Here is a 16,134-nt window from a genome sequence, read left to right on the forward strand (position 1 = left end):
GTTCACGGCAAGTGCCCTGCATGTGACCTGTGTTGGCACGGGCCATTGACGCTCTCGCATCGAACGACCGTTCCTTGTAAGTTCACGTGTGCACAGGCTTGTTGAGGGTGTACGCGCGACGGGGGCGTGACGGCATGGTGGGGCATCGGCCTACGGACTGGCATCCGCTGGAGTTGGACAAGGACCCGACACCGGGGGACCCGGACCGGGTCCGTTCCTTGGCCAAGCAGCTGCACGATTTCGCGCACGACGTGTCCGAGGCTGTCCGCCTGGTCAAGGGCATGGCGGGTGAGGACACGCTGCTGGAGTGGGCGGGCAAGTCGGCGGAGGTGTTCAAGGAGCAGTTCGGGGATGTTCCGAAGAACCTGAAGAAGCTGAAGACGTCGTACGAGATGTGTGGCGATGCGCTGGCGGACTTCTGGCCGAAGCTGGAGCGGGCGCAGGCCCTCGCGGACAGGGCGCTCGCCAAGGCGAAGGAGGCCCAGGACGACCTCACCTCCGCCAAGTCCCGTCTGTCGAGCGCCGATTCGTGGGTCACTCGCGCCAACAAGGAGGCGGACAAGTACAAGGACGACCCCACCGGCCGTAAGAGTGACGCCGACAAGCCGGACGAGGCGAAGGTCCGTGCCGCGACGCGGGATGTGCAGAGCGCCAAGTCGGCGCATTCCAAGGCCCAGTCGGACGTGACGGCTGCGCAGAGTGCGCTGGATGCGGCGAAGAAGATGGCCGAGGACGCGCGGAAGATGCGTGAGGAGGCGGCGGGCGAGGCGAAGCGGAAGATCGACGAGGCGTCCGACGCCGGTATTCAGAACCGGTCGTGGTGGGAGGACATCGGGGACTGGTTCGAGGACAACTGGGACACGATCGTCGCGGTCTGCAAGGTGGTTGTCGCGGTGGTAGGCATCGTCGCGATGATCATCGGCGGGCCGATCCTGGGCGCGATCGTCCTGATCGCCGCCCTGGTCGTGCTCGCCGACACGCTCTACAAATACTCCCAAGGCCAAGCCTCGCTATGGGATGTGGCCTTCGCCGCGCTGGACTGCATACCCGGCGGCAAGGGCATCACCAGCTTCGGCAAACTCGCCAAGGGGCTGCGGGGTCTGGGCAAGACCGGCCTCAAGGGGATGGCGCTCGGCGCGAAGGGGTTCGGCAAGTCCACCCGGGTGCTCGGGCGACAGATGAAGAAGCTCATCACCCGTGGCGACCCCGTCGATCTCGCTACCGGCGAACTGGTCATGTCCGCCGTGGACGTCTCGCTGGACGGTGTGCTTCCCCTGGTCCTGGAGCGGCACCATCGCACCCGCGTCCGCAGCGGGCGCCTTCTCGGCCCGAGTTGGGTGTGCATGCTCGACCAGCGCCTGGCGCTCGACGCCACCGGCGTCCGACTCGCCGTCGACGACGGCATGGTCCTGACCTACCCGGTCCCGGACGCCGAGGTTTCCGTACTGCCGGTGGAAGGCCCGGCGTGGCCGCTGAGCTGGGACGGGTCCGCCGAGGGCGAGTTCGTCGTGCACCGGCCCGAGACCGGCAACCGGCTGATCTTCCGGCCACTGCCGGGCCGGCCGTCGCCCGAACTTCCGCTGGCGGCCGTCGTCGACCGCAACGGCAACACGATCGATGTGACGTACCGGGCGGACGGCACGCCCGAGGAGATCGTCCACCACGGCGGCTACCGAATAGGCGTGACCTGTGAGAACGGTAGGATCACCGAACTGGCCCTGCGCAGCCACCCCGAGCAGCCGCTACTCGTGCGGTACGGCTACGACGACCGAGGCAACCTCACGGCCGTACACAACTTCTTCGGTCCGCCCCTGCGGTTCTCCTACGACGACAGCCGCCGCATCACGCGCTGGGAGGACCGCAACGGGGTCTGGTACCGATTCGACTACGACGAGGCCGGCCGCTGCGTGGCCGGCCACGGCATGGACGGCTTCCTCTCCTACACGTTCACGTACGACGACGAGGCCCACAGCACGGTCGCCGTCAACTCGCTGGGCCACCCCACGCACTACCGGTTCAACGACGCCTTCCAACTGGTCGAGGAGACCGATGCGTTCGGCCACGCGGTCACCCAGGAGTGGGATCACCGTGACCGGCTCCTCAGTCGTACCGACCAGCTCGGGCGCTCGCTTCGCATGGATTGGGACGAGGCGGGGCGCCCGACCGCGGTCCGGCTGCCCGACGGCTCCGTCTCGACGACCCGCTACAACGACCTGGGCCTGCCGGTGGTGATCACCGAGTACGACGGCACCGTCCTGCGGCAGGAGTGGGACGAGCGCGGCAACTGCACGTCGCTGACGACCGGCGACGGAGCCACCACCCGGTTCGGCCGCGAACCGACGGGAGCGCTGGCCACGCTGACGGACGCGACGGGCGCGGTCCACCGCTTCACCAACAACCCGGCCGGACAATCGACTTCGGCCACCGATCCGCTCGGGGCGGTCTCCACGTACACGTACGACGCCTTCGGCCGGTGTACCACCGTCGTCGACGCGCTGGGTGGGGCGACCCGGCGGACCTACTCCGCGGAGGGCCACCTCACCTCGCTGACCTCGCCGGACGGCGGTGTGGAGCGGTGGACGTACGACGGGGAGGGCAACCAGCTCACCCACACCGACGTCCTGGGCCGCACCACCGCTTTCACCTACGGCCCCTTCGACCTGCTCACCTCGCGCACCACACCGGACGGCGTCCGCCACACCTTCACGCACGACACGGAGCTGCGGCTGCTCCGGGTGGCCGGTCCACGCGGGCTGACCTGGGACTACCGATACGACGCGGTGGGCAACCTGATCTCGGAGACGGACTTCGACGGCCGCACGCTCGCCTACACCCACGACCCCGCGCGCCAACTGCTCAGTCGCACCAACGCCGTTGGGCAGTCGGCCGAGTTCTCGTACGACGAGGTCGGCAACCAGATCCGGTCGACGCTGGACGGCAGGACGACGACGTACCAGCACGACCGCGCCGGCCGCCTCGTGCGGGCCGTGGGACCGGACGCCACGCTCACCTACGCCTACGACGCCGGCGGCCGCGTCACCGCCGAGACCGTCGACGGCCGGACCCTCACCACGGCCTACGACGTCCTGGGCCGCCCGGTCCACCGGACCATGCCGAGCGGCGCCGTCAGCACGTACGCCTACGACGCGGCGGGACACCGCGCATCACTCACGGCCGCCGACCGCACCCTGGAGTTCGCCCACGACAGCCTCGGCCGGGAGACGACCAGGCGAATCGGCACCGGCCTCACGCTCACGCTCGCCTGGGACGCCGGGGACCGGCTGACGGCTCAGCAGCTGACGGCGCCGACCGGCCCGCGCCCACTGACGGGCCGTACCTACACGTACCGTCCGGACGGCCACGTAACCGCGTTCGACGACCGCACTGCGGGCCGCCGCACGTTCGACCTCGACCCGGACGGACACGTCCTCGCGGTGCGCGCGGAGCAGTGGACGGAGTCGTACGCCTACGACGAGCAGGGCAACCAGACCCGGGCCTCCTGGCCGGACGGCTACCCCGCCCAGGAGGGCCGCGGCGAGCGCGTTCACCAGGGCAACCGCGTCCTGCGCGCCGGAGGGATCCACTACGAGTACGACGCCGCCGGGCGGGTCGTGCTGCGCCGCCGGACCCGGCTTTCGCGCAAGCCCGACATCTGGCGCTACACGTGGGACGCCGACGACCGGCTCACCTCGGCCGTCACACCTGACGGCACGGTCTGGCGCTACCTCTACGACCCTCTGGGGCGCCGGGTCGCCAAGCGGCGGCTGACCACCGACGGGCAAGGGATCGCCGAGGAGACCCGTTTCACGTGGGACGGCCCGCACCTGGTGGAGCAGTCCACGGTCCGGGCGGACTCCTCGCGGACGTCCACGCTGACCTGGGACCGGGACGGCGTACGGCCCCTGACCCAGACGGAGCGCACCACCCTGGCCGACGCTCCCCAGGAGGTCGTCGACGACCGTTTCTACGCCATCGTCACCGACCTGGTCGGCACGCCGACCGAACTCGTCTCGGAGGGCGGCGACGTCGTGTGGCGCGCCGACGCCACGCTGTGGGGTCTCACCGGGCCACAGGGGTCAGTCGGCACGTCCACCCCGCTGCGCTTCCCGGGCCAGTACTTCGACCCCGAGACGCAGCTCCACTACAACTTCTTCCGGTACTACGACCCGGTCACCGCGGCCTACATCAGCGCCGATCCGCTCGGACTGGACGCGGGCCCGAACCCGCGCGCCTATGTGCCGAACCCGCTGTCGTGGCTCGACTACCTCGGCCTCCTCACCTGCGCCGAGAACGCCGACCTGCTGGCGAAGAACCTGGCGCGGGAGGGGCGGGCGAAGAGCGCGGGCGAGGCCGCGGCCCACATCGTGCCGTCGGGGATGAAGCGCAACGGGGCGGCACAATCACGAGCCCTGTTGGAGAAGTACGGTGTCGATATCAACGACGCGGCGAACGGGATCCCGCTCGGGCATCCGCGGCCCCATAACTTCACGCATCGCAAGATGTTCCTGACACGCCTGAACGCTCATCTGAACATCACGGTGGACAGGATGACGGATGCCGGCTACGGAGCGCGTGCCATCCGCGGTGCACTGCGTCGGGAACTACGTTCCATCGGGCAGCAGGTCGAGGCTGAGTTGGCGGGCGGGCAGCCAGCGGTGAACGCGATATGGACCGCACCGTGATGGACTACGCAGACGCGACAACGAACACGGATGGTGATGCCATGGCCGATGTACGTGAGAAGGGTCTGTCGGTGTACCGGCTCCTGCCGGGCCTCAGTGAATACCAGACGCTGCATCTCAACAATTTCGATGCACGTGAGCTCATGCGCTGGCAGCGCGTGGGAGGGGACGCGGGTCGGCCCACTCGGCTGCGTGCCGAATGGCTGGGTGAGACACGCTGGGCCAAGAGCGAGTTTCCCACCGGCTACCACGGCGCTCCCGTGCTCAGCCGTCGTCTCGCCGAACGCTTCGGCGACGAGTTGCTCACAGCCGGCAGTTTCGTGCCCGTCGAGATCGACGGTGCGAAAGACGACGACTACGTCCTGTACGTGGTGGAACAGGTGGTCGACTGTCTGGACCTGCGCAGGTCGTCCAAGCCGAAGAAGGCGGGCGGTGAGGTCAAGAAAGCGGTCTTCCGGCCCGAAGCATTCCCCGTGCACCTCCCGGCGTTCCGCCTGCCGCAGTTCCCCAGTGCCGTCCAGTGGAACGGCTGGGCGGCGGACCGTCTCATCGAGCTGACCGGCGACGAGATCGAGGCCCGGCTGCTGTGGTCCGAGGACCCGGAGGCCGTGCCGCATCCGGACCCCTGGGGCATCTGAACGCTTCAGCGGTTGACGGACTGGAACTCCTGGACGTTCATGTCCTGGGTGGTCTCGAAGGTGCCGTCGGGGAGATCGCCCTTGGCACCGCCGGTGCCTACCCAGGTGATCTGCCGGGTGACGCTGGCCTTCAGGTGGTACGGGGTGCCATTGGTGGCGCGGAGGTACCTGATGCCGCAGGGCGGGGTCCTTTCCGCGTCGCCCTTCGTGTACGGCGTGCCGATCGAGTCGTCGTCGTTCATCGTGCAGTTGCCGGAGGTGGGGTAGGTCTCGGCGTCGTCAGTGCCGGGGCCGAGGTGGAGGGCGAGGGCGTCGCCGCCGTTGGGCTCGTTGGCGATGATCGCCGCGTATCCAGCCCGGAGTTGTTCCTTCGTGTCGCCTTCTACGACGCCGACTCGGGGCTGTCGCAGGACCGGCAGTGGATCAAGACCTGTACGAGCAAGGACCTCACCGTCTTCGGCAAGCTGCCGGCGTACGACCCCAAGCCCACTCTCCTCGGTGACAAGAAGACGCGGGAACGCACGGGGGCACCCACGACAAGGACATCTACGCCTCCGCCACCTACTCCCGGATCAAGGTCCGTCAGGTCAGCGGTCCCACCAAGGGCAAGCGTGGCAACATCTCCTCCGTGGGGTCTGGCGGTTGCCGGCGGGGCGCGTGATGCGCCTGGGGGGCGGTGGGGGAGTGGTCCAACTCCCCTCTGTCCGGCATTCCATGCTCAATCGGGCACTGGTGCCGTACTCGTTCCGGTCGTTGCCCTTCGACGCTGTCAGTCCGAGTCAATAGGATCTCTGTAGGCTCAAACAGGTTCGGCCCACGCAGCGAACAACCCCCGCGACCCACTCCTCCCACACACGACCCAGGACACCCGCCATGGCGCGACGCAGCACATCAAGCTCGACGGGAAGCCCGACAGGCCCGCGGAATCGGACACCGCAGCCGGTGCGTATCCGGCGGCGTACGTTCGGGGACTTCGTCAGGGCGTTCTTCGCGTTCGTCGCCCTGCTCGTGCTCGTCGTCGGCGTGCCCGGCGCGCTGGCCGTCCTCGTCGGCTGGCCCCTGCCGCACGGGGCGCCGAGCCTCGACTGGCTGCAGCGGCCGATCACCGTGACAACCTTCCTGAACGTACTGACGGTGATCGTGTGGCTCGCCTGGGCCCAGTTCACCGCGTGCGTGCTCGTCGAGGTCAAGGCCGCGGTGTCCGGGGCCGGGCTGGCCGGGCGCGTGCCCGGTGCCGGGCCCAGCCAGCTGCTCGCCCGGCAACTCGTCGCCGCGTTCCTGCTCGTGGGGGCCACCGCGGCCAGCCTCACCCCGGGGCTCTCGCAGCTCGGGCACAGCCTGGAGGGGAATCAGAGGCCGGCTGTCGCCGCCGCGCAGCAGACGCCGGGGCTCTTCGCGCAGCAGCAGGAGCAGGCCGCTCACTCCGCGGCCGCCCTCGCCGAGCAGGCCTCGCACGCCGCCGTCCAAGCGGACCTCGGCGGCAGTACGGCCAAGGACGGCGGGACGAAGTACTACCGGATCCAGCCCCCCGAGGGCCGCCACCACGACTCCCTGTGGGAGATAGCGCAGCGGCACCTCGGCGACGGGCGCCGGTACAAGGAGATCTACGAGCTCAACAAGGACCGCACCCAGCCCGACGGTTCCAAGCTGTCCGAGGCCAGCCTCATCCGGCCCGGCTGGATCATGGAGATGCCCGCCGACGCGCACGGCGGCGAACTCGTCGAGATGCCCGACGCCCATGTCTCGCACGACGTACGGCAGCAGATCCACGACTACTCCCAGAGCGGGGACCACGCCGAGCAGGGCGGCGGTGCCTCCCAAGGTGCCTCCCAGGTCTCACTGCCCCGGCAGCGGCCCGCCTCCGACGGCGGGGCCGCACACCAGCAGGGTCAGGAGCACGCCACCCCCGCCGCCTCCCACGCCGGCAGCCACTCCTTCGGCCTCCCCGAAGCCCTCATCGGCGCCCCCCTCCTCGCCGCCGGTCTCCTCGGTGCCCTCGGGCGCCGGCGCCGTCAGGCCCTGTGGCAGTCGGCGCTCGGTGCCGTCGGCGGGCGGCGCGGCATGGAGCCGCCCACGCCGACCGGGGACGCCCAGGACGTGCAGGACGCGCTGCTCGTCGGCGCCGACCCGGAGGGTGTACGGCTGTTCGACCGGTCGCTGCGCGGCCTCGCCGCCTCCCTCACCGCCGAGTCCCGCGCGCTGCCCGTCGTCTACGCGGCCTGGCTGAGCAACGGCGACCTGCACCTCCAGCTCGCCCAGCCCGCGGGAAAGCCGCCCGCGCCCTGGCAGCTCGGGCAGGACCAGACGTTCTGGATGCTGGGCCGCGCCGACGCCGAGCGGTACGAGGACCTCGACGCCGCCGCCCCCTACCCCGGCCTCGTCAGCCTCGGCACCATGGACGACTCGCGCCTGCTGCTCAATCTGGAGGCCGTGCCCGGCATCGTCTCGCTGAGCGGCCGCGAGGCCGACCGGGCCGCCGTGTTCGCGTCGGTCGCCGCCGAACTCGCCACCAACGGCTGGTCGGACCGCATGACCATCACCCTGGTCGGCTTCGGCGAGGACCTCACCGCGCTCGCCCCCAACCGGCTGCGCCACCTCGACGGCATCGAGGCGCTCGTCGAGACGATGGAGGCCGAGACGCGGCAGCGGCGGGGCGCGCTCGGCGCCGCAGGGCACGACTCCGTGCTCACCGGCCGTACGGGGCCCGCCCAGCACACCCGTTGGGCGCCGCACCTCGTCCTGCTCGCCGCCCAGCCCTCTGCCGAGGACGCCGTCAAGCTCGCCGAACTCGCCGCCGACGCCGGCCGGCTCGGCATCGGCTACCTCGTCGGCACCGAGACCGGCGATCTGCCCGGCGCCGCCTGGGAGATGGAGATCACGGCCGAGGGCAAGCTGCTCGCGCCGCTGCTCGGACTGGAGTTGGACGCGCAGCTGCTTCCGGCCGTCCAACAGCGCGCGGTCGTCGAGCTGTTCATCGGGGCCGACCCCGAGCGCGACCCGGACGGACCGGTCAACACCCCGCCGTTCCTCGTCGACATCAGCGAGCAGGGGCGGCCCGCGGTGTACGCCCGGCTCGTCGGGCCGTACGAGATCATCGGCCTCGACACCCCGGACGGCGAGCGGAGCGCCCTGCTCCACGAGGCGCTCGCCCTGCTGCTCCTGCACCGCGAGGGCGTGCACCCGCGCGTGCTGGCCTCCGCGCTGTGGCCGCGGGGGGTCACGGAGGACGTACGGGACGCGCTGATCGAGCGGCTGCGCGGCTGGCTCGGCGCCGACCCGGACGGCACGCCCCGCCTCGGCGCCGACGCGACAGGGCGGCTCACGCTCGCCAAGTCCGTCGTGTCCGACCTGGACGTACTGCGCTCCCTCTACCACGAGGCCACGCAGGGCAAGGGCGTCGACAGCCGCGCCGTACGCGGGCGGCTGCTCACCGACGCGCTCGTCCTGGTCCGCGGACCGCTCCTCGCCGACCGGCCCGAGAGCCGCTACCGCTGGCTCACGCACGAGATCATCGACGCCCAACTCCCGCTGCTGGTCGCCGACATCGGGCTCGCGCTGTCCGCGTTCCACCTGGAGAAGGACCGCGCGGAGAAGGCGATCGAGGCGCTCGACGCGGCGCTGCGCACGGCCCCGGCCGACGAGCGCCTGTGGAACGAGCTGCTGCGCGCCACGCACGCCACCGGCGACCCGGACCGCGTCCGTTCCCTCGCCGCCGATCTGCTCACCCGCAGCGGAGCCCGCGGTCTGCCGCCGCGCACGGAAGCACTCCTCGACGAGCTGCTTCCGACGTGGCGCGACGGCGTCGCCGCGGCCGGTTGAGCGACGCGAGACGCGGCACGAGGGATGGCTGACGCGGGATGAGTGACCTGGCGCTCGTGGTCGCCGCCGCGCTGTGGGGAGCGGCGGCCGGTGCCCTGTTGCCCCGCGCCGCCTACCGCTTCTCCGCCCCGGCGGGTGAGCCGTGGCGGGGGCGGTGCCCGGGCGGGCATCCGGTGCGCGGATGGCTCGGGCGAGCGCGCTGCGCGGACTGCGCCCAGCTGTCGTACGGCCCCCACACCCCTCTCCTCGCCACCGTCACCGCCCTCGTCTGCGCCTCTCTCGCCGCTGCCACCGGCACCCGCCCCGAACTCGGCATCTGGCTGCTGCTCGCGCCCCTCGGGGTGCTGCTCGCGGTCGTGGACTTCCGAGTGCAGCGGTTGCCCGACCCGCTGACCCTGCCCCTCGCTGCCGCCGCCCTCGCGCTCCTCGCCCTGGTCGCTCTCGTCCCCGAGCACGCCGGCGACTGGCTCACAGCGTTGTACGGCGCCCTCGCCCTCGGCGGCGGCTACTTCGTGCTGTTCCTCATCAACCCCGGCGGCATGGGCTTCGGCGACGTGAAGCTCGCGCTCGGCATGGGCGCCGTACTGGGCTGGTACGGCTGGGCGACTCTCATGCTCGGCACCTTCGCCGGGTTCCTGTTCGGGGCGTTGTACGGCGGTGCGCTCGTCGTCGCGCGGCGGGCGGGGCGGAAGACGGCGATACCGTTCGGGCCGTTCCTGATCGCGGGGGCGTACGCCGGGCTACTGGTCGGGGCGTACGCGGCCTGAAGCGAACTCGGCGAAGTCGCTGGCGTAGGCTGACTCCGTCCGTCCACACCCCTTGACGAAAGGGAAGCCCGGTGCCCGAGAAGGCCGACCTTCAGCCCGTCCTCGACCGTGCCGCCGCCGGTGGGCGGATCACCCCCGAAGAGGCGCTCGTTCTGTACCGCGACGCCCCGTTGCACGCGCTCGGCGCCGCCGCCGACGCCGTACGCCGCCGTAAGTACGTGGGCATCGAGCACATCGCGACGTACATCATCGAGCGGAACATCAACTACACGAACGTGTGCGTCACGGCGTGCAAGTTCTGCGCCTTCTACGCCGCCCCCAAGGACACCGCCAAGGGCTGGACGCGCGACCTCGACGACATCCTGCGCCGGTGCGCCGAGACCGTCGAACTCGGCGGCACGCAGATCATGTTCCAGGGCGGCCACCACCCGGACTACGGCGTCGAGTACTACGAGAAGCACTTCAAGGCCATCAAGGACGCCTTCCCCCAGCTGGTGATCCACAGCCTGGGCGCGTCCGAGGTCGAGCATATGGCCCGGATCAGCGGTGTCTCCGTCGAGGAGGCCATCACCCGCATCCACACCGCCGGGCTGGACTCCTTCGCCGGCGCCGGCGCCGAGCTGCTGCCGGAGCGGCCCCGCAAGGCCATCGCCCCGCTGAAGGAGAGCGGCGAGCGCTGGCTGGAGATCATGGAGGCCGCGCACAACCTCGGTGTCGAGTCGACGTCCACCATGCTCATGGGCACGGGCGAGACCAACGCCGAGCGTATCGAGCATCTGCGGATGATCCGGGACGTCCAGGACCGTACGGGCGGCTTCCGGGCCTTCATCCCGTACACCTACCAGCCCGAGAACAACCACCTGAAGGGCCACACCCAGGCCACGCTCTTCGAGTACCTGCGGATGATCGCGATCGCCCGCCTGTTCCTCGACAACGTCCAGCACATCCAGGGCTCCTGGCTCACCACGGGCAAGGAGGTCGGCCAGTTGTCGCTCCACTACGGCGCCGACGACCTGGGCTCGATCATGCTGGAGGAGAACGTCGTCTCGTCCGCCGGCGCCAAGCACCGCTCCAACCGGCTGGAGATCATCGACCTGATCCGCAAGGCGGGCCGCGTCCCGGCCCAGCGGGCGACGACGTACGAGCACCTGGTCGTGCACGACGACCCGGCGAACGACCCCGTCGACGAGCGGGTGGTCTCGCACATCTCCTCCACGGCGATCGAGGGCGGCACGGCACACCCCGAGCTGAAGCTCCTCGCGTCCAACTGACCCTGCTGTGCTGACACTTCACCTCGCCGAGCAGTCTCCCGAGGCGGCGGTCCTGGTCGACGGGGCGACCGTCGCCGCCGTCGGCCCGTACGAGGAGCTGGCCGCCGCCCACCCCCGGGCGAAGGTGCGGCGCTGGCCCGGAATCCTCACCCCGGGACTATTGAATCCGTACGGTCCGGAGCTGCTGGAGGGCACCTACCACCCGGACCCGCGGGAGGCCGACGTCCTCGGCGCCGACCCGATCGGCGGGGCGCGGGCGCGGGAGATCTTCCGCAGCGACCCCGCACGCCTCGGCGCGAGCGCGCGGCGCGGGGTGCAGCGGATGCTCGCCCACGGCACGGTGGCGGTGGCTGGTGAACTGCGGTCGCGGGCCGTGGTCGACGCCGTGCGCGGGGCCGGACTCGCGGTGGGTCAGCGGCCCGACCGCCTCCCGGGCCCGGCGGCGCTGTCCCCGACCCCGCTGATCCTGCTGCCGGCGCTCGTGCCGGGCGGACCCGCCCGGTTCGCCGTCTTCGATGTCGCCGACCGCGCCGAACTGGTCCGACGCGGCGCCGGGACCTGCGTGGCGACCGTGATCGGCGGGCGGCTCCTGTACCGCCGCCGGTAGGACTCACCCCTCCGGGTTCCTGTTCGGCGTCGGCCGGCTGCTGATCGCCGTTTTCGTCCTGCTGTGCGGCTGGGTGGAGGACGTGGCCGCGTGGCAGAAGCCGCGACTGCTTCCGTGACGCCGCCGAGGGCGCTTCCGTGGCGCTGTACCCCTTGCTGCCACAATGGGCGGGTGACCCGCGCATCTCTGGACAAGCAGCCGCACGAAGTCGCCTCGATGTTCGACAACGTGGCGGAACGGTACGACCTCACCAACGACGTGCTGTCCCTCGGGCAGGACCGGCGATGGCGCAAGGAGGTCGCGAACGCGGTCGACGCACGCCCCGCGCAGAAGATCCTCGACCTCGCGGCCGGTACGGCCACCTCGTCGCTGCCCTTCGCGCGGACCGGCGCCTACGTCGTCCCCTGCGACTTCTCGATCGGCATGCTCCAGGTCGGCAAGAGGCGCAACGCCTGGCTGCCCTTCACCGCCGGCGACGCGACCCGGCTGCCGTTCAAGGACGACACCTTCGACGCGGTGACGATCTCCTTCGGGCTGCGCAACGTGCAGGACACGGACACGGCCCTGCGTGAGATGCACCGGGTGACCCGGCCCGGCGGACGGGTCGTGATCTGCGAGTTCTCGCACCCCACGTGGACGCCCTTCCGGACCGTCTACACCGAGTACCTGATGCGCGCCCTGCCCCCGGTCGCCCGCGCGGTCTCCTCCAACCCCGACGCCTACGTCTACCTCGCCGAGTCCATCCGCGCCTGGCCCGACCAGCCCGCGCTGGCCGAGCGGCTGCGCAAGGCGGGCTGGTCGAAGGTGGCATGGCGCAACCTCACCGGCGGGGTCGTGGCCCTGCACCGGGGCTTCAAGGAGAGCTGAGGCCCCGGCCGACCGGCGGGCTCACCGGTTGATCATCTCGATCGCGTCCCCGGGCTCGTCCAGCTCCCGCTGCAGCCCGCCTCTCGGCGGCCGTGGGATGCGTGGCTCGCGCACCCCACCTCCGCCTTCGCCCTCGCCGAAGTCGAACCACACGTACACCATGGATTCCCGCGGCACCTCGGCGCCGGGCTGCGGGTACTGGCGTACGACGTAGTCGACGACGGCGAGGTGGAAGTCCGGGCGGTCCGGCGCGGCGAGGAACAGGCCCTGCGCCCGGGCCGTCTCGCGCGCGTCCACGGCCATGAGTCCGACCAGTCGCGGTACGTGCACTTCGGGTGTTTTGGGTGTTATGCGCACAGATGTCACCCCCAGCGGTACTGGAAGGGTAACCCGGTGCGCACGCCGTCCGGAAGCGCCAAGTGGCTTACTGTGACAGTTGATTACTGTCGGTTATATGTCGTCGGTCACAGATCGAGGCGGTAACAGTGTCCCTGCCGCTTCGCCCCCGGTGTCGTGAACGTCTCGGCGAGCCGCATCCCCAGCCGCCGCGTCACCGCGATGGAGCGTTCGTTGCGGGCGTCGACCATCGCCACCACGCTCGTCAACCCCGCCGCCCGCAGCCGCTCCAGGGTCTCGTGCGCGGCGGCCGTGACGAACCCCTTGCCCCAGTGCGCCCGACCGAGGCGCCAGCCGATCTCGATCTCGCCCACCGGTCCCCAGTCCCGGCCCCACGGCTGGGCACCGGTGAAACCGATGACCTCACCGTCGCCGTCGACCATGGACCAGAAGCAGAATCCGTGCTCGGCGTCGTGCCGGCGCTGCCGGGCGGTGAGCTCCTCGTAGACGGACAGCTCCGCCGCTTTACCGCCGTGGAACTCCATGACGTCCGGGTCGGCGAAGATCCGGTGCCAGGTGACGGCGTCCTCGTGGGTGGGCACACGCAGCCGTACATCGGGGAGAGCTCGGTTCACTGGGGCAACCCTTCAGCCGGGTGATCGGTTCCGCTGAATAGACTGCCCATGTCCTGTGCCGGTCGGCACGCAGATTTCGAACCCTGGGGAGATCCCGCCGTGACCGAGCCCCTCTCCGACAGCACCGCCGATGTGATCGTCGTGGGCGCGGGGCCAGCCGGCTCCACGACCGCGTACCACCTGGCCCGGGCCGGCCTCGACGTTCTCCTGCTGGAGAAGACCGAGTTCCCGCGGGAGAAGGTGTGCGGCGACGGCCTCACCCCGCGCGCCGTCAAGCAGTTGGTGTCGATGGGCATCGACATCTCCGAGGAGGCCGGCTGGCTGCGCAACAAGGGCCTCAGGATCATCGGCGGCGGCTCCCGGCTCCAGCTCGACTGGCCCGATCTCGCCTCCTTCCCGGACTACGGACTGGTCCGCAAGCGCGACGACTTCGACGAGCAGCTGGCCCGCAACGCCCAGAAGGCCGGGGCGCGGCTGTACGAGCGCTGCAACGTCTCCGGGCCGATCGTCGACGACCGCACCGGCCGCATCACCGGTGTGACGGCCAAGCTCGGCGAGGAGAAGCGCGAGGTCACCTTCCACGCGCCGCTCGTCGTCGCCGCCGACGGCAACTCCACGCGGCTGTCCCTCGCGATGGGCCTGCACCGCCGCGAGGACCGCCCGATGGGCGTCGCCGTGCGCACGTACTTCACCTCCCCGCGCCACGAGGACGACTACCTCGAGTCCTGGCTGGAACTCTGGGACCGCCGCGGCCCCCAGGACCGGCTGCTGCCCGGCTACGGCTGGATCTTCGGCATGGGCGACGGCACGTCGAACGTCGGCCTGGGTGTCCTCAACACCTCCGACTCCTTCAAGGAACTGGACTGGCGCGAGGTCCTCAAGGCCTGGTGCGCGTCCATGCCGGAGGACTGGGGCTACACCCCGGAGAACATGACCGGCCCGATCCGCGGCGCCGCCCTGCCGATGGCCTTCAACCGCCAGCCGCACTACACCAAGGGCCTGCTGCTCGTCGGCGACGCCGGCGGTCTGGTGAACCCGTTCAACGGCGAGGGCATCGCCTACGCCATGGAATCCGGCCAGCTCGCCGCCGACGTCATCGTCCAGGCGCACGCACGCCCGACGCCCGCGAGCCGCGAACTGGCCCTCCAGCGCTACCCGCGCGTCCTCAAGGACACCTACGGCGGCTACTACACGCTGGGCCGCGCCTTCGTGAAGCTCATCGGCAACCCGAAGGTCATGCAGATCGCGGCCCAGCGCGGCCTGACCCACCCGCTCCTGATGAAGTTCACCCTGAAGCTCCTGGCCAACCTCACCGACCCGACGGGCGGCGACGCGATGGACCGGATCATCAACGGGCTGAGCAAGGTGGCCCCGAAGGCCTGACCGGGACGCCGGGCGCATCGAGGTGCGTCAAGATGCGGGCCAGGGGCCGAACAGCCCCTGGTCCGCACTCTGTGGGCGCCGCACACTGATCCTGCAGAATCCTCCGGCCCGGATCGCAGGTGCGTTCCCATGAAGAACCCGGCAGCCCTCCTCCCCGTCGCCGTCGTGGCGGTGGTTCTCGTCGGTGCCACCGTCGTCGCGCGGCGCCGCGGCTACCGCCTGGGCACCAACACCGTCGTCCGGTGCCGGGACGGCCACCTCTTCACGACGATCTGGATCCCGGGCGCGTCCCTCAAGTCCGTACGCCTCGGCCCGTACCGCCGGCAGTACTGCCCGGTCGGCCGCCACTGGGCATGGGTCGTACCGGTACGGGACGCCGACCTGACGCCCGAGGACCGGCAGCGCGCCGAGGAGCACCACGACCTGCGCGTGCCGTGACGGCCAGGCGCTCACATGCTCAGGGACGGTTCAGCGCGGCCTCGTTGGCGGCCCGGCGGGCGAAGACCTCCTCCCGGCGGTCGGCCACCTGCCGCAGCGCCTCCCTGCGGTCCCGCTTGGAGAGCCGGTCGATGTACACGTGCCCGTTGACGTGATCGGTCTCGTGGGCGAGGCAGCGCGCGAAGTACCCCGTGCCCTCGATGACGAGCGGGTTGCCGTCCTTGTTCCGCCCACGTACGACGGCTCGGTCGGGGCGCGGCACGTCCATCGTCGCCCCCGGCACCGACAGACATCCCTCGCCCTCGTCGAGCAGCCGCCGCTCGCCCGGGTCCGCCTGGTCCAGGACGGGGTTGACGATGTGTCCGACATGTCGGACACCGTCGTCGTCGGGGCAGTCGTACACGAACAGCCGCAGGCCGACGCCGACTTGGTTCGCCGCGAGCCCCGCTCCGTCGGCGATGTACATCGTCAGGAACATGTCGTCGATGAGCGCGGCGAGGTCGGGCCCGAACTCGGTGACGTCCCGGCACGGCTTGTGCAGGACCTCCTCGCCGACCTCGGTGATACGCCGGACCGAACCGCGCAGGGCCTCGGGCGCGAGACGCGGATACGAGTCGACGGGCCTGCCCTGTACGAACACGCTTGGCATGTCTGTCTCCATGTGTTTGTGAGGATGCTGTGGGTGACAGGC

The 16,134-nt window shown here is 70.7% G+C and carries 12 protein-coding genes and 1 pseudogene; 9 read left to right on the forward strand and 4 right to left on the reverse strand.

Annotation, left to right across the window (positions count from 1 at the left end; translation table 11 throughout):
* Window positions 1-107 precede the first annotated feature (107 nt).
* Window positions 108-4,682 (forward strand): RHS repeat-associated core domain-containing protein, encoded by a 4,575-nt coding sequence (locus ACFYXB_RS00645; protein ID WP_389576481.1) that lies wholly within the window; start codon window positions 108-110, stop codon window positions 4,680-4,682.
* Between the two features lie 41 nt (window positions 4,683-4,723).
* Complete coding sequence (locus tag ACFYXB_RS00650; RefSeq protein WP_389576483.1) at window positions 4,724-5,320, forward strand: hypothetical protein; 597 nt, start codon at window positions 4,724-4,726, stop codon at window positions 5,318-5,320.
* A gap of 5 nt (window positions 5,321-5,325) precedes the next feature.
* Here ACFYXB_RS00650 and ACFYXB_RS00655 read toward each other — a convergent pair.
* Window positions 5,326-5,628, reverse strand: a pseudogene (locus ACFYXB_RS00655) (hypothetical protein); the annotation flags it as partial.
* A 565-nt stretch (window positions 5,629-6,193) separates the two neighbouring features.
* Between ACFYXB_RS00655 and ACFYXB_RS00660 the strand changes: the two are divergent.
* From ACFYXB_RS00660 to ACFYXB_RS00680, 5 genes are all read left to right on the forward strand, one after another.
* Window positions 6,194-9,139: a BTAD domain-containing putative transcriptional regulator gene (locus ACFYXB_RS00660; RefSeq protein ID WP_389576485.1), complete on the forward strand. Its 2,946-nt coding sequence runs from the start codon at window positions 6,194-6,196 to the stop codon at window positions 9,137-9,139.
* Window positions 9,140-9,177: 38 nt separating this feature from the next.
* The gene (locus tag ACFYXB_RS00665; protein ID WP_389576487.1) at window positions 9,178-9,906 is read left to right on the forward strand and encodes a prepilin peptidase; all 729 of its coding nucleotides are present in this window, start codon (window positions 9,178-9,180) and stop codon (window positions 9,904-9,906) included.
* Between the two features lie 71 nt (window positions 9,907-9,977).
* Window positions 9,978-11,177, forward strand: a complete 1,200-nt coding sequence (gene mqnC, locus ACFYXB_RS00670; RefSeq protein ID WP_389576489.1) for a cyclic dehypoxanthinyl futalosine synthase — start codon at window positions 9,978-9,980, stop codon at window positions 11,175-11,177.
* 7 nt (window positions 11,178-11,184) lie between these two features.
* Window positions 11,185-11,784, forward strand: a complete 600-nt coding sequence (locus ACFYXB_RS00675) for a hypothetical protein (protein WP_389576491.1) — start codon at window positions 11,185-11,187, stop codon at window positions 11,782-11,784.
* Between the two features lie 171 nt (window positions 11,785-11,955).
* Complete coding sequence (locus tag ACFYXB_RS00680; protein WP_389576492.1) at window positions 11,956-12,651, forward strand: demethylmenaquinone methyltransferase; 696 nt, start codon at window positions 11,956-11,958, stop codon at window positions 12,649-12,651.
* A 21-nt stretch (window positions 12,652-12,672) separates the two neighbouring features.
* Here the strand turns inward: ACFYXB_RS00680 and ACFYXB_RS00685 are convergent, their stop codons facing one another.
* Both ACFYXB_RS00685 and ACFYXB_RS00690 read right to left on the reverse strand, forming a co-directional pair.
* Window positions 12,673-12,981, reverse strand: a complete 309-nt coding sequence (locus ACFYXB_RS00685; RefSeq protein ID WP_351348660.1) for a PASTA domain-containing protein — start codon at window positions 12,979-12,981, stop codon at window positions 12,673-12,675.
* A 134-nt stretch (window positions 12,982-13,115) separates the two neighbouring features.
* Complete coding sequence (locus ACFYXB_RS00690; protein WP_351348663.1) at window positions 13,116-13,622, reverse strand: GNAT family N-acetyltransferase; 507 nt, start codon at window positions 13,620-13,622, stop codon at window positions 13,116-13,118.
* Window positions 13,623-13,670: 48 nt separating this feature from the next.
* Between ACFYXB_RS00690 and ACFYXB_RS00695 the strand changes: the two genes are divergently transcribed.
* Together ACFYXB_RS00695 and ACFYXB_RS00700 are read left to right on the forward strand one after the other, a co-directional pair.
* On the forward strand, window positions 13,671-15,005 hold the full coding sequence (locus tag ACFYXB_RS00695; protein WP_389576494.1) for a geranylgeranyl reductase family protein: 1,335 nt from the start codon (window positions 13,671-13,673) through the stop codon (window positions 15,003-15,005).
* Between the two features lie 129 nt (window positions 15,006-15,134).
* Window positions 15,135-15,443, forward strand: a complete 309-nt coding sequence (locus tag ACFYXB_RS00700) for a hypothetical protein (protein WP_389576496.1) — start codon at window positions 15,135-15,137, stop codon at window positions 15,441-15,443.
* A 19-nt stretch (window positions 15,444-15,462) separates the two neighbouring features.
* On the opposite strand, the gene def is transcribed toward ACFYXB_RS00700, so the two are convergent.
* Window positions 15,463-16,092, reverse strand: coding sequence for a peptide deformylase (def, locus tag ACFYXB_RS00705; protein ID WP_389576498.1), 630 nt, complete (start codon window positions 16,090-16,092; stop codon window positions 15,463-15,465).
* Window positions 16,093-16,134: the final 42 nt, after the last annotated feature.

The organism is Streptomyces sp. NPDC002619, assembly GCF_042889305.1.
Classification (GTDB): domain Bacteria; phylum Actinomycetota; class Actinomycetes; order Streptomycetales; family Streptomycetaceae; genus Streptomyces.

Coding starts and splice junctions, on each gene's coding strand:
- ACFYXB_RS00650 (WP_389576483.1), top strand. CDS start 4,724: ATGGCCGATGTACGTGAGAAGGGTCTGTCGGTGTACCGGCTCCTGCCG.
- ACFYXB_RS00660 (WP_389576485.1), top strand. CDS start 6,194: ATGGCGCGACGCAGCACATCAAGCTCGACGGGAAGCCCGACAGGCCCG.
- ACFYXB_RS00665 (WP_389576487.1), top strand. CDS start 9,178: ATGAGTGACCTGGCGCTCGTGGTCGCCGCCGCGCTGTGGGGAGCGGCG.
- ACFYXB_RS00695 (WP_389576494.1), top strand. CDS start 13,671: ATGTCCTGTGCCGGTCGGCACGCAGATTTCGAACCCTGGGGAGATCCC.
- ACFYXB_RS00700 (WP_389576496.1), top strand. CDS start 15,135: ATGAAGAACCCGGCAGCCCTCCTCCCCGTCGCCGTCGTGGCGGTGGTT.
- def (WP_389576498.1), bottom strand. CDS start 16,092: ATGCCAAGCGTGTTCGTACAGGGCAGGCCCGTCGACTCGTATCCGCGT.